The sequence below is a fragment of the Candidatus Magasanikbacteria bacterium genome (genome assembly GCA_021648085.1).
Taxonomy (GTDB): domain Bacteria; phylum Patescibacteriota; class Patescibacteriia; order Magasanikbacterales; family UBA922; genus JAKITS01.
The window spans coordinates 646565-669484 of sequence record JAKITS010000001.1 but is presented as its reverse complement, the minus strand read 5'-3'; the positions used below and the strand labels follow the sequence as shown (position 1 = coordinate 669484).

The window sequence follows — 22920 nt, the reverse complement described above, 5'->3', positions numbered from 1 at the left end:
TTTAACCAATAATGTGCTTCAAAAATTAGTTAAAAAAATTTCTAAAAAGTTTTCTAAATTAAAAAAAAGAGAACCTAAGTCTTTGGTTGGTCGCGAACTAGACACAAAACTTTTGCGTAAAATACATGGTAAAAAAGTTCCTAGCTGGGGTCAGTTTAGAAGAATAAAACACTTGTTATCATCTAAAGAGCAGAAGATATTAAGCCTTAGTTCTTTAATTTTTTTAGTTGGAATTTTTTGGTCTGGAGTTGTTCTTGTTAATAATTTTAGAGTGGACATTCCTGCAGTTGGTGGAAAGTATATAGAAGCTGTTGTTGGTTCACCACAACTTATAAATCCTGTTTTTGCTAGTATAAATGATGTTGACTTGGATATTTCAAATTTAGTTTATTCTGGTCTGTTGCGTTACGACGAAAATCAGCAAATCCAATTGGATTTAGCAGAATCTTATGAGATAAGTGATGATAAAAAAACTTATACTTTTAAATTAAAAGAGGATGTAAAGTGGCACGATGGACAACCTTTTACAGCTTATGATGTTGTTTTTACAATAGATACAATTTTGGAGCCTTCTGTAAACAGCCCATTATTTGTAAGTTTTCAAGGAGTAGATGTAAAAGTAATAGATGAGCAGAATGTAAGATTTACTTTAAAGGAACCTTTTACGCCATTTTTGTCTAGTTTGACTGTTGGAATTATTCCAGAGCATATTTGGTCACAAATCTCTCCAGAGCGTGTTCGTTTGGCTCAAAGAAATCTACAACCAGTCGGAACTGGACCGTTTGTATTCAAAAAACTGGTACAAGATGAGTCTGGCTATATTTTTAGGTATGAGCTTGTGAGATATGAAAATTACCACAGAGCGCCAGCTTTTATAAAGGAATTTGTGTTTCAATTTTATAATGAATACGGTGGAGAAGCCGGGGCAATTCAAGCTATACGAGAGCAAAAAGTAGATGGATTAAATTTTGTACCATCAGATTTGCAACACAGAGTGGAGAGGAAACATATTAATTTACATACTTTGCATTTGCCACAATACAATGCTTTGTTTTTTAATCTTGGTGTAGATAAAATGAAGAGTAAGAATTTGCGTACAGCACTTTCTTATGCTATTAATAAGGATCGTATTTTGAAGGAGGTTTTAAGCGGGGAAGCAAAAACTTTAAATGGACCTATTTTACCTGGATTTCCTGGTTTTGATGAAGAAAAAAATAAATCTACTTACGATGTTCAAGAAGCAAGTGAACTTTTGGATAAAAGTTGGAGTAAAGTGACAGCAGAAGATTATAGAACTTTGCGTAAAGAAACCTTGTTGAAAGAGTGGGAAGATCTGCAAAAAACTGAAGAAGAAACAGTAGGCGAAGAAACGGGCAATATTTCTACAACAACTCCAGAAATAGCAACAGAAGTTCTCGAGGCAGAAAAGACAAGATTAAGAGAACTTGCAGAACAAGAAATAGAAATAAGACTGAATGAGGAGATAAGTGAAGTCCAATCTTTTTATAGAAAAAATAGTAATGATGAGTTTTTGACACTTAAGCTGGTAACGGCAGATACAGAAGAATTCAGACAAGTAGCTAATTTGTTGTCAGCTTTTTGGCAGGATTTGGGAGTAATGACAAATATAAAATATGTAAATTCAAAAGATTTTAATAAAGAAGTTTTAAGACCTAGGGAGTATGATATTTTACTTTATGGAGTAATTGTTGGAAATGATCCAGATCAGTTTCCTTTTTGGCATTCATCACAAGTTGCTTTTCCTGGCTTGAATTTGTCTGGATATGTAAATAGAAATGCAGACGCTTTGTTGGAACAAGCTCAAAAAGAAGATAATACAGAAAAACTAGAAGAGATATATTCAAAATTACAAGATATAATTATTGCTGAGAAGCCAGCGTCTTTCTTGTTTATCCCAATATATACTTATGCAACCACAGATAAGGTTCAAGGGGTTAGTGCTGTGAGAATTGCAAGACCTGCAGATAGGTTTGCAGATGTGAATACTTGGTTCATTAAGACAAAAGGTCAGTGGAATTTTAAGAAATAATTTTTTATTTAAGAGCTTGTCCAACATCTTAGACTTATTTGTAAATAACTTTTGTGTAAAATTTAACAAATACTTTGTATAAATAAGGTATTTTGAGAATTTTATTCTTTTAAAAAGTTGTTTGCAAAAGAGTTTAAAATCTTCAAACAATTTAAATTTTAATAGGGATTATTCCCTACAAACTTTTTTAATTAATAAAAATATGGAAAACAAAAAGAGAAATACCTACAAGGCACAAAACAAAAGAGGTGGGCATAATTCTACACGAAGACCTGCCAAAAAAGGTGGGCAAAATGATAACAGAAAAAAGAAGTCACTTGTTTTACCTAAAAACAAGAATCTTCGTATTATACCAATTGGCGGATGTGAGGAGGTTGGTCGTAATATGACTGTGTTTGAGTATGATGGTGACATTGTTATTTTGGATATGGGAATTCAGTTTCCAGAAGATGATATGCCTGGAATTGATTTTATAATTCCAAATACAAAATATTTGGAAGGTAGGGAGAAAGATGTAAAAGGTGTTGTGTTTAGTCACGGACATTTGGACCATATTGGGGCTGCACCGATTTTACTAGAAAAATTAAATAATCCTGTGATTGCTGCTCGTGATTTGACTCTTGCGATGATAAAACATAAGCAAGATGATTATAAAAAAGGTACAGCAGATAAATTGAAAACAATTCGTATAAAAAGTGTAAAAGATGTAATTCGTTTTGGAAAAATTACAGTAAAGTTTTTTCAAGTAGAGCATTCAATTATGGATGCTGTCGGTGTGATTATTGAAACTCCAGCTGGAATTGCAATTCATCCCGGAGATTGGACTTTTGATCACGATGAGGATGGAAATCCTTTAATAGATTATAAAGAATTGAGAGAGATGAAAAAACCAAACATGCCAACTATTTTAATGTTGGAAAGTTTGGGTGCAATGCACGAACATCGCGGAGCATCTTATGAAGAAATGTATAGAAATTTGAAAAAAATTATTTCTAAAGCACAAGGTAGAATTATTATTGGAACATTTTCATCACAAATTGAGCGTGTAAAATGGATTTTGGATGTAGCACAAGATATGGGCAAAGTTGTAGCTTTAGATGGTTATAGTATGAAAATGAACATAGAACTAGCCAGAAAACTTGGCTATGTGAAAATGAGAAAAGGTGTGCTTATAGATATAAAAAACATCAAAGATTATCCAGATAACAAAGTAATGGTTGTGTGTACTGGAGCTCAAGGAGAGCAAAATGCGGTCCTTTCTAGAATTGTAAATAAAAGTCACAGATTTATTTCTTTGGTGGACAAAGATACTGTAATATTTTCTTCTTCTGTAATCCCGGGAAATGAGAGAAGCATTCAGAAATTGAAAGATAATATGTATCGCCAGTGTGATAATGTTTATCATAATCAGGTAATGGATGTTCATGTGAGTGGACATGCAACTCGTCAAGATATTTTGGATATGATAAAGCAAATTCAACCAACATATTTTATGCCGGTTTATGCTTATCATTATTTTTTGAAAGAAGCTGCAAAGTTGGCGCGTGAAAATGGTTTTCCAAAAGAGAGAATAGTAGTTCCAGATAATGGAACTGTAATGGAGTTAAATCCCAAATCTTTACGAATTTTGAAAGAAAAAGTTGATACAGATTATGTGTTTGTAGATGGGCTTGGGGTGAGCGATACACAAAAAATTGTAATTCGTGATAGGCAAGCCTTAGCAGAAGACGGAATGATTGTAATAATTGCAACAGTAGATTCTAAAAAAGGAGTTTTGGTGCAAAATCCAGATATTATATCTCGTGGGTTTGTATTCTTAAAAGAAAATAAAGCTTTAATAGAAGATGTGCGACACAAGGTAAAAAGAATGGTTTTGAAGTCAGATCCATTAACTTGGGCAGACACAAATCAAATTAAAAATGATATCCGCGACAAAATAGGTCAGTTTGTTCTTACAAAAACAAAAAAACGCCCAATGATTTTGCCTGTAATTATTCAAGTATAATAATTATTATGAAAAAATTATACAAGTCTAAAAAAGATAAAAAACTTTCTGGAGTTTTGGGTGGGGTGGGTGAGTATTTGAGCGTAGACGCAAACATACTTAGAGTAATTTTTGTATTATTGGTTTTTACAACAGGATTTTTTCCTATGATTGCTGCTTATGTTTTGGCCACAGTATTTTTACCAGAAAACCCAAATCAATAAAATATTAAGTAATAAAATAAATTCAAAAAATAAAAATATAGTTTAACCACTATATTTTTATTTTGGGCTGTGATAGACTTTAGGTAGTGAGAATTTAGTAAATGAACAAAAAATATGTCAAAAGAAATAATAGTATCTGGAATGCAACCAACTGGGAATTTACACATTGGAAACTATTTGGGTGCAGTAAAAAATTGGGTGGAACTTCAAAATTCTGGTAAATATGAAATGTATATTTTTATTGCCGACCTCCATTCTTTGACTGGAAATATGAGTGCAGAAGACAGAAAAGAGCAGATAATAAAAACTGCAGTAGAATTGTTGGCTGTTGGAATTGATCCGGACAAGACTACATTTTTTGTTCAGTCACACATAGATGGGCATACAGAGTTGAATTGGATTTTTAATTGTATAACACCAATTGTGGAGCTAGAAAGAATGACTCAATTTAAAGATAAGTCTGTAAAACAAGCAAAAAATATTAATTCTGGTTTGTTTTCTTATCCAGTTTTGCAGTCTGCAGATATTTTGCTTTATGGTGCAAATAAAGTTCCAGTAGGGAAGGATCAAGTCCAACATGTGGAATTAACTAGGAAAATTGGGCGTTGGTTTAATAATAGATTTGATGATTATTTTGCAGAAGTTCAGGATCTGCTTACGGAAACTCCAAAAGTGATGAGTTTATTGGAGCCTACAAAAAAGATGAGTAAAAGTGCTGGATTGGGCCATGTAATAGAATTGGCGGATGAGCCAAATATAATTGAAAAGAAAATTCAAAAGTCTGTGACAGCTTCGGCTGGCGGTGATGAATCACCAGGTGTTCAAAATTTATTCACACTTGCTCAAAACTTTGGGGATAAAAAAGAATTGGAAAGGTTTAAACAGGCTGAAAAAGATGGAACTATAAAATATAGTGAATTAAAAAAGCTAACTTCTAATTCTATAAGTGAGTATTTTGCAGAATTTAGAAAAACTCGTGAAGAATTGCTAATGGACAGAGATAAAATCGCAGAAATTCTAATAAAAGGCGCACAAAAAGCACAACCAAAAGCTACTCAAACTTTGGAAGAAGTAAAAAAGCTAGTTGGGATTACTTAAAAATATGAAAATTCTTGGTATTTTTTTTGGTGGGATTTCTAGTGAATATGATATTTCAATTATTTCTGCTGAGGGCGTTTTGAGCAGTGTGGACAATAAAAAATTTAAAATAATAGAAATTTTTATTGATAAAAAGGGGATTTTTTGGACTGGTAAAAATGTTATTGAGAAAGTTAAAAATAAAAATTTAAAAGAGTTAGAAAAAGTTGATTTAAATAATCTTGCTAAAAAGATTGATGTTGCTTTTCCAGTTCTTCATGGGGAAGGTGGGGAAGATGGCTCAATTCAAGGTTTTTTGAAAACTTTAAAAATTCCATTTGTTGGCGCAGATATTTTGGCGTCTGCGGTTTGTTTGGATAAATATATCTTCAATCAATTGATGGTTTATAATAAAATCTCCAAACCAAAATTTGTGGGGATAGATTTTTTGGCAGAAGATAAAAAAGAGATAAGCAGAAAAATAGAAAAAATAAAAAATAAATTTAAATTTCCAGTTTTTGTAAAACCTTCACGAGCTGGCTCGTCTATTGGAGTTTATAAAGTAGAAGATAAAAATAAATTGGAAAGTTCAATAGAAAAAGCGACCAAATATGATAATAGAATTGTAATTGAAGAAGCTGTGAATTGTGCAGTAGAAATAGAAGTTTCTATTTTGGGAAATAGTGTAAAAGATTTTAATATTTCTATTTTGGGAAAAATAATTCCGGGTGCAGATTTTTATGATTATGATGATAAATATAAGGAAGAGAACGCAGTTTTTGAGATCCCTGCAAAATTATCAAACGAACAAATAAAAGAAATAAAAAAAATAGCATTATATGCTTATAAAATATCAAATTGTCAAGGTTTGGCAAGAGTGGATTTTTTGATGGATAAAAATAATAAAATCTTTTTAAATGAAATAAACACAATTCCAGGTTTTACACCTATTTCTATGTATCCAAAACTTTGGATTGAGTCTGGTTTGAGTTATAAAAATTTGATTACAAAATTAGTGGAATTGGCAATTAAAAATTACTTTTAAAAGTAATTTTTTGTAGGCTTTATTTTTTATAAATCTTCAATTTTTTTAATTACATCATTTAGAGAAACTTCATTTTTAATTAAATACTCTGTAGCACCAAGTTTTTTAGCTTTTTTACTATCAGACAGTTGGCTTAGGTCGGTTAAAATAATTATTGGTATTTTAGATATTTTTTTATTTTTTGATTTTCTAATTTTTTTGATTAGTTTGAAACCGTTTCCTTGTTTTAGTATTATATCTGATATTACAATTTGTGGCTTTTCTTTTTCTATTTGTTTTAGTGCTTTTGGATAAGATTTTGCTATAATGGATTTCCAGTTTTTTAGTTTTTCAAATTTAAATTTATAAAATCTAGTTAATATCGGGTCTAGATCCGATAGTAAAATTAATTTTTTTTTATTTTTTTTAATCATAACATTAAAATTTAATTTCTGTAAAAGGTGATGTTTTTGATGTAATTGTTTTTTCCGATAAGTTTAATATACGCATCCATTGTGGTTTTATTTTAAATACTATGTATTTTTTTCCTTTAATATGAAAGAGGGGTGGCCAAAAATTTTTTCCAATCGAGGCTGACTTTATTAGTTTATTGTAAATTCTATATTTTTCTTTAGTGTTTTTAATAATACTTACAACACCATCAGCTTGTACTAATATTTTATCGTGTTTCCAAATAGTAAAACTTATTTTTTTATTCTTAAGTAGGTTTTTAGATTTATATGAATTTTTGTGTGTTGTAAAATAAAAGTTAAAGTCTTTATCAACATAATATAAGATAACAGAAGCGTGTGGTTTGTTTTTTGAAATCGTAGCAATCTGCATTATAAATTGCTTTTTAAGAAATTTAAGAATATCTTTTTCTGTTATTTTTTTATTCATAGTATTTTTACAATATATATTATATTATATCATAAAAACTTGACTTATTTATAAAAAGTATATACAATATAAATATATGAGATATATTTTAGTAAACAATAATAACAATAATTCGCAGTAGCGGAAATTTTGTTTTACTAAAACATCAAAATTTCCGCACAAGATGCGGATTTTTTTATTTTTTATATTCCCAGATAGTTCAATGGTAGAACACCTGGCTGTTAACCAGGATGTTGCAGGTTCGAGTCCTGCTCTGGGAGCGAAATAAAAAATAGCTTAAATTAGGCTATTTTTTTGATGTTTGGATTTTTGTCTTTCTATAATTTCTAGCTTTTAAATTCACAATTTTGTATTTTTAGTGTATAGTCATATTATAATTTTATGAACAAAAAAACTAAAATAATTTCAATCGTATTAGCAAATCTGATTATTTTCGCAGGTATTTTTGTATATCTACAATATAATAATGTTTGGCCTTTTGCCAAAGAAGAGAGTACAAATATAGAAGAACAAACTGTATGGGTAGATAGAGCAATGGCAGAATGGGAAATGTTAGAGAAGGGAACAGATGAGCAAACTGGAATTTTTTATCAAAAACAATATAATTCTGATTTAGGAATTACAGTAAAGATTCCGGCTACTTGGTATATAACAAAAGAGTCTAATATGAGTCACAGAGGATCATTTTCTACAGCTTTTTCTCCTGTAGGTGTTTCTGATGTAGACAATATCAAGCCAAACGAAACTTTCGCTATTTTAATGTTGGCGAAAAATAAAGATATAACACTTCTAAATAGTTCTAGTTTAAACAACCTATTAAACAATTTAACAAGTGACATAAGTTATTCAAAGATTAAATACAAAAATTTTGATAATGTTTTTTTTAAAGAAGATGTTAATAACCCGTACAGAAAAGAATATACAATATTTATAAATGATACCAGCATTTTTATTATTAATTTTTATATCAGTTCTCCAAATGACATACAAAGTCTTGAAAATTATAAAGTTGAGGCTAATTTCATCTTGGATAGTTTAGAATTTGATGAGAATTAAAAATCTTATTTTAGTGTCTTTGTAATGGCATTTTAGTTCTAACATCCTTCACCACTCCGAGTAATTGAAAAAAACTTCGCTAAAATTAGCGGAGTTTTTTTAATAATATTTATTATATATTTGTAATTAATGCTTAAAATTTACCATCTCAAAATTGCACTTACAAAAAATGGGTTGTTGTTGTCATGGGTAGATATTAAGATCTTGTATAATAAATAAATTCTGTATTATTTATAGAGATTTACAGGTAAGGTATGATAGAATATCTGTTGTAAAAAACGAGAAGAAAAAAATTATGAAATTTTCAAAACAGGCAGAACATGTCATAGATATTATTGAGAATACAAATAGTACTATTTTTGTTACAGGTAAGGCTGGGACAGGGAAGTCGACACTGCTTGATCATGTTCGCCTGATATCCAAAAAGAAAATGATAGTTCTGGCACCTACAGGCATATCCGCTCTAAATGTGCGTGGAGAAACTATCCATTCATTTTTTATGTTAAAGCCAGGATTTGAACTAGACGAGGCAGAGTCAATGACAATTAATGAAAGAAAAAAAGTAAAGTTTAGAAATATCAAGACCTTGGCTATTGATGAAATTTCTATGGTTCGAGCTGATCTTTTGGATGCTGTTGATACACTTTTGCGCAGGGCACGCCAGAACAATGAGCCTTTTGGTGGGGTGCAAATGATTTTTTTTGGCGATCTTTATCAACTTCCACCAGTTGTGACGCAAAGAGACAAGGAGAAGTTTTTTTTGGAGTACGATTCACCATACTTTTTTGATGCAAATGTTTTTGGTAGACTTTCTCAGACCAGTATGTTTTCAAATAGTGGATTGCGTATTATTGAACTCACAAAAATGTATAGACAAAAAGATAAGGATTTTATCAATGTTCTTAATGCTGTCCGAGAGGGAGTAGTAAATAATAGTCATATAGAACTTTTGAACTCACGGCTTATTCCAACCTTTGAACCAAAACAAGAAGATAATTATGTACACCTTGTCACAACAAATGCTATGGCCGCAACCATAAATAAGGCAAAAATGGCAGAGCTTCAAGCAAAAGAAATTTCGTTTAATGCATCAATAAAAGGTGATATTGCAAAAAATTTATATCCAAATAGTGAGGAGATTTGTTTGTGTATTGGCGCACAAGTCATGTTTATTTATAATGATTCAGAAAGACGCTGGGTGAATGGAACTATTGGTACTGTTATTGATATAAATACAGATATTGATGAAGACGGAAAAATTGGAGGTTGTGTTGTTAGTGTAGAAAAGACAAACGGAGTAGTGGTTGAGGTGGGAAATTATACTTGGGAAATTTCTAGGTATGTTTTTAATAAAGGTGTGTTTGAACGCGAGATAATAGGATCATTTACACAAATGCCAGTAAAACTTGCTTGGGCTATGACTATTCATAAAAGTCAGGGGAAAACTTTTGATAAAGTTGTGGTAGATCTTGGACGAGGTACTTTTGTTCACGGTCAAACGTATGTCGCGCTCAGTCGTTGTACAACTCTCGAAGGACTTGTACTAAAAAAACGATTTTATCAATCCAGTATTATTATGGATAGTCGTGTTAGAAATTTTAAAGTAGATAAGTCTTGAAAACACTGAGTATAAATTATTCAGTAGTTTTTTCCATTATTTTGAATTTACTATATTATAATGTTGACAAATTAGATAAATTCTGGTAGAATTTGGTATTGAACTATACTTAATACCCACAGAGCACGCCTCTGCGGGAAAATAAAAATTATATGCTTTCCAAAGTAATGAAAAAAATGATGAAAGAGAAATCTGGGAGAATGGAAGAAAGAAAAAATCCAGATGATACCAATAAGAAGTATCCGACATCAAATCCCCGAATGAATGCAGGCTTTCATGTAAAGCCAAACAGTCAAAAAGGGGCGGAGCGACAACGCAGTATAGGAAATCGCAGTAACAAACCGGCACGATAAAACAACTATGAATTTTGATAAAATAAAAATTATACTAAAAGATGAGCCTAAATTTCGCTTTAAACAAGTATTTAAGGCTATTTTTGTTGATCTGATATTTGATTGGAATCAAAACACAACTTTGCCATTGTATCTTCGCGAAACATTAAATAAGGAATGCCCAATAAATATTGAAGCAGAAGTACTTGGTTCAAAGAATAGTGAATCGCTAAAAGCTCTAATTACTTTGGGTGGTGGAAGTAAGATTGAGACCGTTCTCTTGAAACATAAAGATGGTAGAGCGACAGTATGCGTCTCTTCTCAGGTTGGGTGTCCAATGCGATGTGATTTTTGTGCGACCGGAAAGATGGGTTTTAAAAGAAATCTAGAAACTGGAGAGATAATTGAGCAAGTTTTATTTTGGCAACGCTATTTGAATAATAGTAATGTTGGACCAAAAAGACTTACAAATGTTGTATATATGGGTATGGGTGAACCATTTCTAAATTATGATAATGTTATGGAGTCTGCGAAGATTATTAATGACAAAGATGGTATAAATATCGGTGCGCGTCATATTTCTATATCTACTTGTGGTTTGGTTCCAGGAATAAAAAAGTTTGCAAAAGAAAAAATGCAAATTAATTTGGCAGTCTCACTCCATGCTCCAAATGATAAATTGCGCTCGGAGCTTATGCCGGTGAATACTAAATATCCTATAAAAGAACTGATGTCTGAGGTTAAAAATTATGTTAACGCTAGATCGCGTCAGGTTATGTTCGAATATCTAATGATCGATGGTGTAAATGATAGCGAATATCATGCTAAGGAACTGGCTAAATTAATGGACAATCCACTATATGTAGTAAATCTGATACGCTATAACCAAACAGGAAAATTTTACCCATCTTCTGCAACTGCTATCAAAAAATTTACAAATATTTTGATGCGAAATAAAATAAAAGTTATACAGCGTTACAGCTTTGGTTCTGATATAAATGCTGCTTGTGGTCAGCTAGCGGGTATAAATGAAAAAGAGAGATAAGAATTTGATTTTAAGATATTTTATTTTTTTAATAAATAATAATCAAATAAAAAAGCTTGATTTTTGATTATTTTTATGATAATCTTCAGTCTTAATATTAATTAAAATTATGCAGGAAATTATTATAGATTTTTTATTAAAAAATGCGGTAGATATAGTTTGGATTGGTATTTTGTATTTTTTTGGTAAAATACTTTTGAAATTGATGGTAAGAAAGTTTGAGAAGATGGTGGATGATGGGGACGATAGTCATGTTTCAAAAAAAGAAAAAAGAGCAGAAACTTTGGGTCACATAATTATTTCAATTGGAAATATTATTATTTATGCTGTACTTTTGTTTATGGTTCTAAACTTATTTGGGGTTGATATTAGACCAGTTTTGGCTGGAGCTGGAATTATAGGATTGGCTGTTGGTTTTGGGGCACAATCTTTGGTAAAAGACTTTGTGACAGGGGTTTTCATTTTGGTGGAAGATCAGTATGGAATTGGGGATAAGGTAATGATAAACAAATCTGAAGGTACTGTAATTAGAATTTCAATGCGCTCTACAGTTTTAAAGGATGATAATGGAAAAATTCATTATATTTCAAATGGATTGATAAAAGATGTGGTTAAAATGCCAAGTAAGAAAAAAACTTAATAAAATATATGAAAAATCAGGTTAAAAACTTGATTTTTTAGTATAATTATGTTAATGTTCTCTATTAGATATGTTCCAAAATAATTATTTCGCCAAAATTCCTATATTTCGACTACAACTTGATAAAAATTATTCAACAGTACTATTGTAATGCCCCATAATTTTTATCTGTGTTTCGCTCGAAATATAAAAATTTTTATCGAAATCTTATTTTGGAATATGTTTAAATAATAAATTTTTAAAATAAAATATGTCTAAAAATCTTATAATTGGCCTACTAGTTGGGTTTATTGCAATTTTAGTCGTTTCTTTTGTTGTATTTTTGGCAGTTCCAAAAATAAACAATCTTGTCTCTGATGAGGTAAAAGAAATGGTTAAGGAACAGAATATCCAAGATATTCAAGAAGATAATATAGAAAAAGAAGATGATAGTATAATTTCAATTTTTTCTCCAAATGTAGGTAGTACAATTTCAAGCCCACTAGAAATTACAGGCGAAGCAAGAGGGTATTGGTTTTTTGAGGGAGATTTTCCTGTTTCACTTGAAGATTCAAATGGTTATGTGATAGCTACAGGATTTGCTACAGCTGGCGGAGATTGGATGACAGAAGAAATGGTACCTTTCACATCTAATTTGGTTTATGTGACACCTATGTCTAATAATGGAGTATTGGTTTTAACAAAAGATAATCCGTCTGGACTTCCAGAAAACGATGATGAGCTGAGAATTCCTATAATTTTTGACAAAAGTACAATTACTTTGAAGGTTTATTTTCCAAATAGTAATGTAAATAATGACTGTCAAGATGTTTTAGGAATAGAACGCAAAGTCCCAACAACTTTGGGGGTAGCAAAAGCTGCAATTGAAGAATTATTAAAAGGTTTAACAGCAGAAGAAATAAATACTGGATATACAACAAATTTAAATGAAGGCGTTAAATTGAATGGTATTTCAATTTCAAATGGTACAGCTTATGCTGATTTTGATAGTAATTTGGAATATCAAGTTGGAGGGTCTTGTAGAATTATGGGAATTTATGCTCAAATTGAAGAAACTTTGAAGCAATTTGTAACGGTTGATTCGGTGGTAATTTCTATAAACGGAAGTACAGCAGATATATTGCAACCGTAATTTAAAAAAATAAAACAAAAAACACTCTCAATGAGTGTTTTTTGTTTTAATTATTTTTTTATGTTAAAATAGTCCTACATTTTTATATAATATTATGAGAGGTGAATCTAATTTTAATATCCCTGAGTTTTCTGAGGATGAGCAAAAATGGCTTGAACATATCTATTTTTTTGATAATGATTTTGGAACAAACGAAGAGCTTAGAAAATCCGTAAGAGATAGAGCTGTAAATCCAGATAATTTTTTGGGTGAAGGTGGTATAGGTAGGGTTGTAGATTTGGGTAGTGATGTTTGTATAAAATTTATGCTTAATAGGGCAAACAGTGAAAATAAGCATTTGTACAACCTTGGATGCAGTCCAAAAGAAGAGGTCGAATTTATGCACAAGCTTAAAGATTTTTTATCTGAAGGCGTACACTCTCCAAATGTTGCAGCTTATTATGTTGGAAATGAGGGTGCTGCTATTATTATGGAAAAAATTAACGGATTAAACCTACAATTTATTTTACTTGGAAAAGAGTCATTGCCGGAAGGTTTTAATATAGATAATTTTTTTGAAAGATTGGACGGTTATTTACAAGATATGCATTCAGAATTTGGAATTGCACATGGAGATATTTATGCAAGGAATATTATGATAGATATTGAAACTGGCAATCCTGTTTTAATAGATTTTGGTAGGTCTATGTATTTAAAAGGAGATGATCCAACAAAAGACAGGAATTCAGACTTAGATTTAAGTATGTTGGAGGATGTTTACGATAAAGTGGCTAAATTTATTGAAAAAGCTTGACAAAAAGTAAAATTTATATTATTATATTAAGTCTTATGAAAAATGAGACGGGGTTCACAAAACAACAAAAAGGTGAAGATATGTTCAATTTTGAATTTGTAGATGGGGTATTTGAAGTTGCAAAAAAAACTGCTCTTGTTTTAAAAGAAACAGGAGAGAAAAAAGGAGTTTTTCAGTTTGGGCAAAAAGGAGGTAAGATGTTTATCTCCACAGAACGAGCATTGCTCGTTTCGCCAAAAGAAATTGAGGTGGAAAAAAATACTTTCTATATTTCTTTCTTTGAAAGATAGAAAATAGTTTTTTGCTAAAAACGACAATGTTATATGTATTGTCGTTTTTTATTTTATTTAAAAATCTTTTCTTGATAAAATATGAAGTAATAGCTAGTATTAGTTTGCGTTCTTTATTTAGTCAAAAGAAGTCTCAAAAGGTGTCTTGTACATCTATGCGACCAGATGGTACTGAAAATGTAATTTACCAAGATGAGTTTAATTTTGAACATTTAAGTATCTTGGTGACGCTATAAAGAAAAAATGGCCGAGAATACCAAGAAGAAATATTAAGATAGAAATGAGAACTTTTATAGTTGATGAGTGTTCATGTCATTGGAATTCATCAAAACAACTCACTGTTTTGGTTGTTGAGTGTGCTGTAAAAAAAGATAAGTAAAAAAACGGTAATAAAAATCACCATTTTTTTTATTTGTTTCATACCATCTTCTTGACAAAAGTCTGAAAAAGTAGTATTATAAATTGTAAATTCATTCCCAAAAGTACTGTCTTCAAATGTATTTTCAAAAAAGAAAGTTTATTTGAAAATAGTCCTTAGGGCTTTTATTTTTTTATGGAAATTAGAAATATAGCAATTATTGCTCACGTAGACCACGGAAAGACGACTCTTACAGACGCTATGATGCGTCAGTCTGGAATGGTGACAGATGAGTCAAAAAGTATGGATAGTAACGCTTTAGAACAAGAGCGTGGTATTACTATTTATGCAAAAAACGCATCATTTTTTTATAAGGATACAAAGGTAAATATTGTGGATACACCTGGGCATGCTGATTTTGGTTCAGAGGTTGAGCGTATTTTGCGTTCTATTGATAGTGTGTTGCTGGTAGTAGATGCACAAGAAGGTCCAATGCCACAGACAAAATTTGTATTGAAAAAATCTCTTGAATTAGGTTTGAAACCTATTGTTATTTTGAATAAAATTGATAAGCCAGCAGCCAGACCAGAAATTGTACACGACATGGTGTTGGAACTTTTTATGGATTTGGGTGCAAACGATGAACAGCTTGATTTTAAAACTATTTACGCAAACGGGCGTGACGGAATCGCAAAAAATAATTTAGCAGATGAATCAAATGATTTAACTCCACTTTTTGATTCTATTTTGGAAAATGTAGAACCAGCTAAGTCTGACACGAGCGTTCCGTTTAGAATGCAACCTTTTAACCTGGGTTATGATAATTTCCTAGGAAGACTTGCAATTGGGCGTGTATACGAAGGTATTATTAAAAAAGGAAGTAAAGTTATTGTAAAAAAACCAACTGGTGAAGAGCGTAGAGCAAGTATATCAAAACTTTTTACTTTTGAAGGTGTAGAAAAAAAAGAAGTAGGCGAAGCAATGGCAGGAGATTTAGTGATGATTGCTGGAATTTCTGATATTTATATTGGGGAGACTGTTTGTGCAAATTCAGATCAAGAACCACTACCAGCGATTGAAATAGATGAGCCTACAATCTCTATGAACTTACTTGTAAACAACTCACCATTTGCAGGAAGAGACGGTAAATATGTGACAAGTAGACAAATCAGAGAAAGACTTCAAAGAGAGTTGGAGGTAAATGTTGGTTTGAAAATTGACTTCTCAAACAACGATTTTTGTAAGGTTTATGGGCGTGGTGAAATGCATATTGCTATTTTGCTGGAAAATATGCGTCGTGAAGGTTATGAACTTCAAGTTTCTCAACCAAGAGTTATTACAAAAGAAGAAGATGGGCAAAAACTTGAACCATTTGAAGAGTTGACAATAGATGTGCCAAATGAATTTGAAGGTGTTGTAATTGAAAAAATAATGAAACGCAAGGGTGTAATGATGGATATGTGTCAAAATGGAATAGAGAAGAGAATTGTTTTTGAAATTCCAACTCGTGGTTTACTTGGTTATAGAGGGGAGTTTGTAGTAGACACAAGAGGTGAGGGAATTATGTGTTCTCGTGTAGTTGGTTTTAAACCTTATGTGGGTGAAATCAATAAGCGTGATGTTGGTTCTATGATTTCTATGGCTACAGGAAAAGCTCTGGGATTTTCTTTGAACAATCTTCAAGGTAGGGGTTCTTTATATATAGGGCCTCAAGCAGAAATTTATGAGGGAATGGTTATTGGAAATGTTTCAAAAGGAAATGATATGACCGTGAACCCAACAAAAGGAAAAAATCTTACAAATATGCGCTCTTCCGGAGCGGATGAAGCTATAAAACTTACCCCTCCAATTCAAATTACGCTTGAGCGTGGTTTGGAGGTAATTTCTGGAGATGAATATCTAGAAGTGACGCCAAACAATATACGGCTGAGAAAACAAGTTTTGAAAGAAAACGACAGAGTGACAGCAAGTAGAAAGAAATAAAAAATTAAAATAAAAAATCCCGTTAATATGACGGGATTTTTTATTTGTGGTATTGTAGTATTATGTTCATTTTACAATTTAGTTTGCAAAAAGGAGAGGGAAATGAGGATTTATTTGAGAGAAGTTATCTCTGGTTCTTACGAACTGGTTTTGGAAGAGAAAGGACAAGAGATTAATGTTATAAGAAATATAAAAACTTGGAGTGATTTTGGTAAGTCTGTTGGTTATTTGGTTGCAAATAATCATATGAGTTTTAAGGAGTCTGTTTTATTCTTGGAAAAGTGTGAGCAATCGAATATACATCTTTTGGAAGAAATAGACATTTCTGGTTTTCCAGATGATGAGGTTATAATTAGGTTGGAGACTAGTAAGTATTACAAAGCTTTAATTTTGGAAGGTAAGAAGAGTGGAAAGATAGTTTACTGGAATTTGAGCCCGCTACACACTTGGACACATATAGAGTTTGCAATTTCCCATTTTGTTTTTGGGGGGTATATTGGGTTAAGAGAAGCGCATAGTTTTATTGAAATTGAGAAAAATAATGATCTAGATTTCCCTCAATTTTTGGAGGATATGAGTGAAGATGCAAAAAAAGATAGAAAATATTGCATAATGTTAGATGATTTAGATGTGAGCGGCCATGCAAACTAAAAAATCCCGCCAAAATGGCGGGATTTATTTTTTTCAAATAAGTTTATTATTTCAGAGAATTTAGAATAATCGCTAAAGCGTGGCCAACATTTAATGATTCTAATTTTTCATTATGTTTTATTTCAATGGAAGTTCCTTTTGTTTTTATTTTTATTCCTTGCCCTTCTGAGCCAACAATTAAAGTAATTTCTTTTTCCATTTTTTCTATCAAATCACTATTTAAAATTTTTGATTCTCCCTTTTCCAATTTATAAATTGGTCTATTTAAATCTTCTAATAATTTTTCTATTTCTATTCGTTTTGTCTCTATCCAAGGAACTTGGAAAAGTGCACCAACAGAAGATCTTATCACTTTTGGATTGGTTGGATCTACGGATTCTACTAGAATCAGTGAAGCATTAAAACCCAAACAAAGTCTAAAAATACTTCCCAAATTTCCTGGATCTTGAATTCCGTCTAAAACTACAACTATTTTGTATTTTTTAATATCGTCTAAATTCCATTTTGGAATTTTTGCAATTCCAGCAATATTTTGTGGTGTTTGTGTAGATGTGAAATCTTTGAAGTTGTCCGTATCATTGTTTGTAAAAGTAAATTCTACAGCTTTTCCTGCTGTTTCTATTACTTTTTTACCTTCTACAAGGCATAGATTGGATTTTAATCTGCCTTTTTTTGTTTGTAGTGATTTTAGTAGTTTCTCTTTTACTTTGCTTAGCATATTTATTTTGACCTTATATGTAAAATATAGTACCATACAAGTGAAAGTAGGTACAGAAATTAACTAAAAATAATCAAATATGAAGCGATTTGAACTTTTTTTGATGATGCTAAAATTACCAGTTGATTTTTTAATGTTGATGTTTGCAGTATTGTCTGCTTATTATATTCGTTCAATGGATTTTGTAGTAGAGTTGAGACCAGTTTTATTTGATTTATCTTTAGCTGATTATCTGAATTTGTCTTTTTATGTGATTTTAGTTTGGTTGTTGCTTTTTTCTTTTGCTGGTTTATATTCGGTAGATCCAAACAAGAAATTTTCAGGAGAATTGAAACAGGTTTTTGTTGGTTGTAGTCTTGGTTTGGCTGCGGTTGCACTTTATATGTTGTTTGCACAATTACTTTTTGATTCTAGATTTTTAGTATTGTTTACTTGGATTTTTGCTATTCTTCATGTGTCTTTTGGGCGTATTGTGATAAGGGGTTTAAAGAGTTTGCTTTATAGAGGTGGGGTTGGCTTGCGCAAAGTCGTAGTGATAGGTCAAGAAGACATTGCAAGAAGTATTATAAAAACTTTAAAAAGTAGAAAAGAGTTGGGTTATAAAGTTGTAAGAACTTATGTTTCTTTCAATAAGACTGCAAAAGAAAGATTGTTAAAAAAAGATATAGATGAAATTATTTTTGTAAATCCAAGAGCAGACGAAAGGGAAACTTTAAGTGCTATTAATTTTTGTAATGAAAAGCAAATTGTGTTTAAATATTCAGCAGATTTATTTACATCGTATTCTACAAATATTGCTATTAGTGCACTTGCTGGGATTCCAATCATTGAGCTTAAAAGAACTCGTTTGGATGGGTGGGGGAGAGTAATAAAGCGATTGCTAGATATTGTTGTAAGTATTGTTATTGTGATACTCACAAGCCCTTTAATGCTTTTGATTTCTATTATAATTTTGATAGAAACTGGCAGACCTTTTATTTATAAAAACGAACGAGTTGGCGCTCGCTCTCATAGATTTTTTGTTTATAAATTTCGCTCAATGTATCAGAAAGATTCTACTGGGTCACAATTTGGTAGGGCTGGAAAAAAAGCAGAAGAAAAAGAAAAAGAGCTTATTAAAAAGCAAAATGGTAAGACTGGGCCTATTTATAAAATTGCAAACGATCCTCGTGTATCACCTTTTGGTAAGTTTTTACGAAGGTGGAGTTTAGATGAATTGCCAAATTTTTTCAATGTGTTACGAGGGCAAATGAGTGTGGTAGGTCCGCGTCCACATCAGCCACGCGAAGTAGAAAAATATGAAAAAGTACATAAAAAGGTTTTCTTTGTAAAGCCTGGAATTACAGGCCTTTCACAGATTTCAGGCAGGAGCGACCTGTCTTATGAAGAGGAGCTAAGGTTGGATATTTTTTATATAGAACATTGGAGGATGTTTTTAGATCTAACTGTTTTAATAAAAACCCCATTTATCATTCTAAAGAAAAGAAGGGAATTGTAATTTAAGAAGTTATTGTTGTATGAAAGTTGCGTTGGTACATGATTATTTATCTCAAGACGGAGGGGCAGAGAAAGTATTAAAAGTATTTAGTGAAATTTGGCCAGAAGCGCCAATTTTTGTGCTTTTTCATGATAGAGAAAAATTGAAACAATTTAATAATTCTGATATTAGAGAATCTTTTTTGGCGAAAATACCTTTTATAAAATCTCATTATCAGTGGACTTTGCCATTTATGCCTTTGGCTACGGAACATCACAATTTGAAGGGTTTTGATATTGTTCTGTCTTCTGCGAGTGCTTTTTCAAAAGGTGTGATTACAGATCCAAATACTGTTCATATCTCTTATTGTCACACACCGACAAGATATCTTTGGACAGATACTCATGAGTATATTTCAAATTTAAAATACAACAAATTGATTAAACTTGCACTTCCAAGACTTATCCATAAAATGCGAATTTGGGATAGAACAAGTGCAGACAGAGTGGATAAATTTATTGCGAACTCAAAAATTGTTCAGAAGCGAATAAAGAAATATTACAACAGAAATAGTGAGGTGGTTTACCCTTCAATAAATGTGAACAAGTTTTTTATTTCTGGTGAGATTGGTGATTATTTTGTTTCTGGCGGGCGAATGGTGGCATACAAGAGATTTGATCTGATAGTACATGTTTTTAATAGGTTGGGTTGGCCTGTCAAAATTTTTGGTGATGGTCCAGAGCTAGAAAAATTGCAAAAAATTGCAAAATCAAATATAGAATTTGTGGGTAGAATTTCTGATGATGAAAAAGCAAAATTATTAAGTCGTGCTCGTGCTTTTGTTCATCCTCAAGTTGAGGACTCTGGGATTACACCGCTTGAATCTATTGCTTCGGGTAGGCCTGTAATCGCTTATGCAAAAGGTGGAGTCTTGGAAACAGTACAAGAAGGTAAAACTGGAACTTTTTTCTATGAGCAAACATGGGAATCTCTGATGCATAAACTTTTGAATTTTGATGATAGGGTATGGAATAGTATAGAAATAAGAAAAAGCGTTGAAGAGTTTAGTGAAGAAAAATTCAAAGAGAGGGTTGTAAATTTGATAGAAAATGAGTACAAAAAGTCTTTAATTTAATTATGAATATAGGAATAGATATAAGGTCATTGACTGGTTCTGTGAAGACGGGTGTTGGGGAATATACTGTGGAATTAATCTCCAGTATTTTAAAGCAGGATAAGAAGAATAATTATTATTTATTTTATAATTCCCTAAAAGAAGATATAAGTACTTCACAGTTTCCAAAGGTTGAAAATGTGTATTATATAAAAACTAGTTGGCCAAATAAATTATTGAGTGGTAGTTTGTTTTTGTTTAAAAGACCTTATCTAAATAAAATAATTTCTAAAAATTTAGTTAAAGAGGTTGAGATAGATTTGTTTTATAGTCCGAATATTCATTTTACTTCTATTGGTCCAAAAATTCCTCACATCCTTACAATTCATGACCTGTCTTTTGTATTTTTTAAAGATTTTTTTTCTATAAAGCGTAGAATTTGGCACAAATGTGTGAGAGTAAGAAGGCAATGTAAAAAAGCTAGCTTAATTTTGACACCTTCAGAAAATACGAAAAACGATGTTGTAAATTATTTTGGGGTAGGGGAGAAAAAAATAAAAGTAATAAAACCAGGGCTTTCTACATTATTTTTGAAACAAGACACAGAATCTGTACAAAAGATAAAAATTAAATATGGTTTGCCAGAAAAATTTGTTTTCTTTTTAGGAACTATAGAACCAAGAAAAAATATAGATGGTGTGGTCGATGCATTTTTGCTTTGGCAAAGAAAGAATTCTTATGCGCAAGAATATGAGCTAATAATTGCTGGAGCACAGGGTTGGAAGTGTTTAAAACTTTTGGAGAGAATTGGTAAAAATAAAAAAATAAAATATGTTGGTTATATAAGCCCAGAAGAAAAGAGGGTGTTTTATGAGTTGGCAAGTATTTTTGTATACCCTTCTTTTTATGAGGGGTTTGGTTTCCCAGTACTCGAGGCTATGAGTGTGGGTACGCCTGTAATCACAAGTTCAAGATCTTCACTTCCAGAAGTAGTTGGAAATTCTGCTTTTATGGTAAATCCACACGATATTGCAGAAATTGCAAAAGGGATGCAACTTTTAACATCGGATTATTATCTTAGAAATGAGTTAATTGATAGGGGGTATAAAAAAAGTTATGAGTTTTCTTGGGTAAAATCTGCCGAGCAGTGGATTGAAGCTTTAAGTAGTGTAATATAATATGAGGATAGGAATTGACGCAAGGATGTACGGTCCAAAACAGGCAGGGCTTGGGCGATATATTCAAAAGTTATTAGAAAATTTAGTAGAAATTGATTCTGAAAATGAATATGTAATTTTTTTGAAGGAGGATAATTTTAATTTGTTTGAAACAAAAAATCCTAAATTTAAAAAAGTTTTGGCAGATATTCATTGGTATGGAAAAGGTGAACAACTTTTGTTTCCAAAAATAATTAAAAAAGAAGGTGTAGATTTGATGCACTTTCCACATTGGAATGTACCACTTTTTTATCGAGCACCTTTTGTGGTGACAATCCACGATTTGATATTACTTCATTATCCAAATAGGCGAGCGAGTACTTTGAATCCTGTTTTATATTTTCTAAAGTATATATTTTTTAGAATTATACTTTGGCACGCCACAAATAATAGTAAAAAGATAATAACTGTAAGTAAGTTTGTAAAAAATGATTTAATAAAAACTTCGAAAGTAAAACAGGAAAAAATAGTAGTTACTTATGAAGCTTCGCTAGAAAAGATAGGCGGGGCTGATAAAAGTGTTTTAGAAAAATATAATATTACAAAACCCTTTGTAATGTATGTTGGAAATGCTTTTCCTCATAAAAATTTGGAAATGTTGGTAAAATCTTGGAAGTTTTTTATAGAAAAATATAGTAAGAATTATCAGTTAGTTTTGGTTGGTAAAGAAAACTATTTTTATAAAAGACTTCAAAAAGAAGTTGAAAAATATAATGATAAAAATTTGAGTGAATCTATAAAAATAACAGGTTTTGTGCCAGATGAAGAGCTTTCTCAATTGTACAAAAAATGTGGTCTTTATGTTTTTCCAAGTTTGTACGAAGGGTTTGGTATTCCACCGCTCGAAGCTATGCAGTATGGTGTGCCGGTGGTGAGTTCAGACAGAAGTTGTATGCCGGAAATTTTGGAGGACGCTGCAAATTATTTTGATCCAGAAAATTATCAGGAAATGGCAAAAGTAATTTATAAAAATTTAACAAACAAGGAAGAGAGAAAAAAACTTCAAGAGAATTCCAAAAGAGTTCTGAAAAAATATTCTTGGAAAAAAATGGTGGAGGAGACAATAGAAATTTATAAATAAAAAAGTTAAGTATAAAACCTTGACTTTTTTTGTTAAGTTTTAATTGGTTCAGGAAGATCTTTTCAATTAAAGGTGGTATATTTTGCCATTCTCTAGAATCAAAATATCCTTGAGCTTCATCAATAAAAAATAAGTATATAAAAACTCAAAAGACTT

General features: G+C 31.2%; 22 protein-coding genes, 1 tRNA gene and 2 pseudogenes. 22 read left to right on the top strand and 3 right to left on the bottom strand.

All coding sequences use genetic code 11. The features are described 5' to 3' along the window. The first annotated feature begins 13 nt into the window (after positions 1-13). The 5 genes from L3J07_03450 to L3J07_03430 all read left to right on the top strand — a co-directional run bounded on the left by L3J07_03450 (position 14) and on the right by L3J07_03430 (position 6380). The gene (locus L3J07_03450) at positions 14-2050 is read left to right on the top strand and encodes a peptide ABC transporter substrate-binding protein (protein ID MCF6276872.1); all 2037 of its coding nucleotides are present in this window, start codon (positions 14-16) and stop codon (positions 2048-2050) included. A gap of 202 nt (positions 2051-2252) precedes the next feature. Then, the gene (locus L3J07_03445; protein MCF6276871.1) at positions 2253-4055 is read left to right on the top strand and encodes a ribonuclease J; all 1803 of its coding nucleotides are present in this window, start codon (positions 2253-2255) and stop codon (positions 4053-4055) included. 8 nt (positions 4056-4063) lie between these two features. Then, positions 4064-4258, top strand: coding sequence for a PspC domain-containing protein (locus L3J07_03440; protein ID MCF6276870.1), 195 nt, complete (start codon positions 4064-4066; stop codon positions 4256-4258). Between the two features lie 114 nt (positions 4259-4372). Then, positions 4373-5356, top strand: a complete 984-nt coding sequence (gene trpS / locus L3J07_03435; GenBank protein MCF6276869.1) for a tryptophan--tRNA ligase — start codon at positions 4373-4375, stop codon at positions 5354-5356. 4 nt (positions 5357-5360) lie between these two features. Then, positions 5361-6380, top strand: a complete 1020-nt coding sequence (locus tag L3J07_03430) for a D-alanine--D-alanine ligase (protein ID MCF6276868.1) — start codon at positions 5361-5363, stop codon at positions 6378-6380. Between the two features lie 26 nt (positions 6381-6406). Here L3J07_03430 and L3J07_03425 read toward each other — a convergent pair whose 3' ends face one another. Then, complete coding sequence (locus tag L3J07_03425; protein ID MCF6276867.1) at positions 6407-6793, bottom strand: response regulator; 387 nt, start codon at positions 6791-6793, stop codon at positions 6407-6409. A gap of 4 nt (positions 6794-6797) precedes the next feature. Further along, positions 6798-7259 carry a pyridoxamine 5'-phosphate oxidase family protein gene (locus L3J07_03420; GenBank protein ID MCF6276866.1) on the bottom strand — a complete coding sequence of 154 codons (462 nt, stop codon included), beginning with the start codon at positions 7257-7259 and terminating at the stop codon, positions 6798-6800. Positions 7260-7447: 188 nt separating this feature from the next. Between L3J07_03420 and L3J07_03415 the strand changes: the two genes are divergently transcribed. From L3J07_03415 to L3J07_03355, 13 genes and pseudogenes are all read left to right on the top strand, one after another. Further along, positions 7448-7519: transfer RNA gene (locus L3J07_03415), tRNA-Asn, on the top strand. Positions 7520-7640: 121 nt separating this feature from the next. Next, positions 7641-8315 (top strand): hypothetical protein, encoded by a 675-nt coding sequence (locus L3J07_03410; protein ID MCF6276865.1) that lies wholly within the window; start codon positions 7641-7643, stop codon positions 8313-8315. A gap of 295 nt (positions 8316-8610) precedes the next feature. Beyond that, positions 8611-9195, top strand: a pseudogene (locus tag L3J07_03405) (AAA family ATPase). A gap of 489 nt (positions 9196-9684) precedes the next feature. Next, positions 9685-9855: pseudogene (locus L3J07_03400) on the top strand (ATP-binding domain-containing protein). 230 nt (positions 9856-10085) lie between these two features. Then, positions 10086-10286: a hypothetical protein gene (locus L3J07_03395; protein ID MCF6276864.1), complete on the top strand. Its 201-nt coding sequence runs from the start codon at positions 10086-10088 to the stop codon at positions 10284-10286. Positions 10287-10293: 7 nt separating this feature from the next. After that, the gene (rlmN, locus tag L3J07_03390) at positions 10294-11310 is read left to right on the top strand and encodes a 23S rRNA (adenine(2503)-C(2))-methyltransferase RlmN (GenBank protein ID MCF6276863.1); all 1017 of its coding nucleotides are present in this window, start codon (positions 10294-10296) and stop codon (positions 11308-11310) included. A 109-nt stretch (positions 11311-11419) separates the two neighbouring features. Next, entirely contained in the window at positions 11420-11950 is a 531-nt protein-coding gene (locus tag L3J07_03385; GenBank protein MCF6276862.1) for a mechanosensitive ion channel family protein, read from the top strand. A 250-nt stretch (positions 11951-12200) separates the two neighbouring features. Continuing rightward, the gene (locus L3J07_03380) at positions 12201-13082 is read left to right on the top strand and encodes a GerMN domain-containing protein (GenBank protein ID MCF6276861.1); all 882 of its coding nucleotides are present in this window, start codon (positions 12201-12203) and stop codon (positions 13080-13082) included. Positions 13083-13176: 94 nt separating this feature from the next. Beyond that, positions 13177-13875: a hypothetical protein gene (locus tag L3J07_03375; GenBank protein MCF6276860.1), complete on the top strand. Its 699-nt coding sequence runs from the start codon at positions 13177-13179 to the stop codon at positions 13873-13875. Between the two features lie 35 nt (positions 13876-13910). Then, positions 13911-14165: a hypothetical protein gene (locus tag L3J07_03370; protein ID MCF6276859.1), complete on the top strand. Its 255-nt coding sequence runs from the start codon at positions 13911-13913 to the stop codon at positions 14163-14165. A 71-nt stretch (positions 14166-14236) separates the two neighbouring features. Continuing rightward, positions 14237-14401: a hypothetical protein gene (locus tag L3J07_03365; GenBank protein ID MCF6276858.1), complete on the top strand. Its 165-nt coding sequence runs from the start codon at positions 14237-14239 to the stop codon at positions 14399-14401. Between the two features lie 317 nt (positions 14402-14718). Further along, positions 14719-16506 carry a translational GTPase TypA gene (gene typA / locus L3J07_03360; GenBank protein MCF6276857.1) on the top strand — a complete coding sequence of 596 codons (1788 nt, stop codon included), beginning with the start codon at positions 14719-14721 and terminating at the stop codon, positions 16504-16506. Positions 16507-16608: 102 nt separating this feature from the next. Then, the gene (locus L3J07_03355; protein MCF6276856.1) at positions 16609-17157 is read left to right on the top strand and encodes a hypothetical protein; all 549 of its coding nucleotides are present in this window, start codon (positions 16609-16611) and stop codon (positions 17155-17157) included. A gap of 46 nt (positions 17158-17203) precedes the next feature. Here the strand turns inward: L3J07_03355 and L3J07_03350 are convergent, their stop codons facing one another. Beyond that, positions 17204-17875 (bottom strand): RNA methyltransferase, encoded by a 672-nt coding sequence (locus L3J07_03350; GenBank protein ID MCF6276855.1) that lies wholly within the window; start codon positions 17873-17875, stop codon positions 17204-17206. A 79-nt stretch (positions 17876-17954) separates the two neighbouring features. On the opposite strand from L3J07_03350, the gene L3J07_03345 reads away from it, so the two are divergent. The 4 genes from L3J07_03345 to L3J07_03330 are packed head-to-tail and all read left to right on the top strand — an operon-like array spanning position 17955 to position 22764. Further along, positions 17955-19373 carry a sugar transferase gene (locus L3J07_03345; GenBank protein MCF6276854.1) on the top strand — a complete coding sequence of 473 codons (1419 nt, stop codon included), beginning with the start codon at positions 17955-17957 and terminating at the stop codon, positions 19371-19373. A 19-nt stretch (positions 19374-19392) separates the two neighbouring features. Further along, on the top strand, positions 19393-20487 hold the full coding sequence (locus L3J07_03340) for a glycosyltransferase (protein MCF6276853.1): 1095 nt from the start codon (positions 19393-19395) through the stop codon (positions 20485-20487). A gap of 2 nt (positions 20488-20489) precedes the next feature. After that, on the top strand, positions 20490-21644 hold the full coding sequence (locus tag L3J07_03335; GenBank protein MCF6276852.1) for a glycosyltransferase family 4 protein: 1155 nt from the start codon (positions 20490-20492) through the stop codon (positions 21642-21644). Between the two features lies 1 nt (position 21645). Next, the gene (locus tag L3J07_03330) at positions 21646-22764 is read left to right on the top strand and encodes a glycosyltransferase family 4 protein (GenBank protein MCF6276851.1); all 1119 of its coding nucleotides are present in this window, start codon (positions 21646-21648) and stop codon (positions 22762-22764) included. Positions 22765-22920: the final 156 nt, after the last annotated feature.

What these genes read in the sequence shown, in the direction of transcription:
- L3J07_03445 (MCF6276871.1), top strand. Translation starts at nt 2,253, where the DNA reads ATGGAAAACAAAAAGAGAAATACCTACAAGGCACAAAACAAAAGAGGT.
- L3J07_03440 (MCF6276870.1), top strand. Translation starts at nt 4,064, where the DNA reads ATGAAAAAATTATACAAGTCTAAAAAAGATAAAAAACTTTCTGGAGTT.
- trpS (MCF6276869.1), top strand. Translation starts at nt 4,373, where the DNA reads ATGTCAAAAGAAATAATAGTATCTGGAATGCAACCAACTGGGAATTTA.
- L3J07_03430 (MCF6276868.1), top strand. Translation starts at nt 5,361, where the DNA reads ATGAAAATTCTTGGTATTTTTTTTGGTGGGATTTCTAGTGAATATGAT.
- L3J07_03425 (MCF6276867.1), bottom strand. Translation starts at nt 6,793, where the DNA reads ATGATTAAAAAAAATAAAAAAAAATTAATTTTACTATCGGATCTAGAC.
- L3J07_03420 (MCF6276866.1), bottom strand. Translation starts at nt 7,259, where the DNA reads ATGAATAAAAAAATAACAGAAAAAGATATTCTTAAATTTCTTAAAAAG.
- L3J07_03410 (MCF6276865.1), top strand. Translation starts at nt 7,641, where the DNA reads ATGAACAAAAAAACTAAAATAATTTCAATCGTATTAGCAAATCTGATT.
- L3J07_03395 (MCF6276864.1), top strand. Translation starts at nt 10,086, where the DNA reads ATGCTTTCCAAAGTAATGAAAAAAATGATGAAAGAGAAATCTGGGAGA.
- rlmN (MCF6276863.1), top strand. Translation starts at nt 10,294, where the DNA reads ATGAATTTTGATAAAATAAAAATTATACTAAAAGATGAGCCTAAATTT.
- L3J07_03385 (MCF6276862.1), top strand. Translation starts at nt 11,420, where the DNA reads ATGCAGGAAATTATTATAGATTTTTTATTAAAAAATGCGGTAGATATA.
- L3J07_03380 (MCF6276861.1), top strand. Translation starts at nt 12,201, where the DNA reads ATGTCTAAAAATCTTATAATTGGCCTACTAGTTGGGTTTATTGCAATT.
- L3J07_03375 (MCF6276860.1), top strand. Translation starts at nt 13,177, where the DNA reads ATGAGAGGTGAATCTAATTTTAATATCCCTGAGTTTTCTGAGGATGAG.
- L3J07_03370 (MCF6276859.1), top strand. Translation starts at nt 13,911, where the DNA reads ATGAAAAATGAGACGGGGTTCACAAAACAACAAAAAGGTGAAGATATG.
- typA (MCF6276857.1), top strand. Translation starts at nt 14,719, where the DNA reads ATGGAAATTAGAAATATAGCAATTATTGCTCACGTAGACCACGGAAAG.
- L3J07_03355 (MCF6276856.1), top strand. Translation starts at nt 16,609, where the DNA reads ATGAGGATTTATTTGAGAGAAGTTATCTCTGGTTCTTACGAACTGGTT.
- L3J07_03350 (MCF6276855.1), bottom strand. Translation starts at nt 17,875, where the DNA reads ATGCTAAGCAAAGTAAAAGAGAAACTACTAAAATCACTACAAACAAAA.
- L3J07_03345 (MCF6276854.1), top strand. Translation starts at nt 17,955, where the DNA reads ATGAAGCGATTTGAACTTTTTTTGATGATGCTAAAATTACCAGTTGAT.
- L3J07_03340 (MCF6276853.1), top strand. Translation starts at nt 19,393, where the DNA reads ATGAAAGTTGCGTTGGTACATGATTATTTATCTCAAGACGGAGGGGCA.
- L3J07_03335 (MCF6276852.1), top strand. Translation starts at nt 20,490, where the DNA reads ATGAATATAGGAATAGATATAAGGTCATTGACTGGTTCTGTGAAGACG.
- L3J07_03330 (MCF6276851.1), top strand. Translation starts at nt 21,646, where the DNA reads ATGAGGATAGGAATTGACGCAAGGATGTACGGTCCAAAACAGGCAGGG.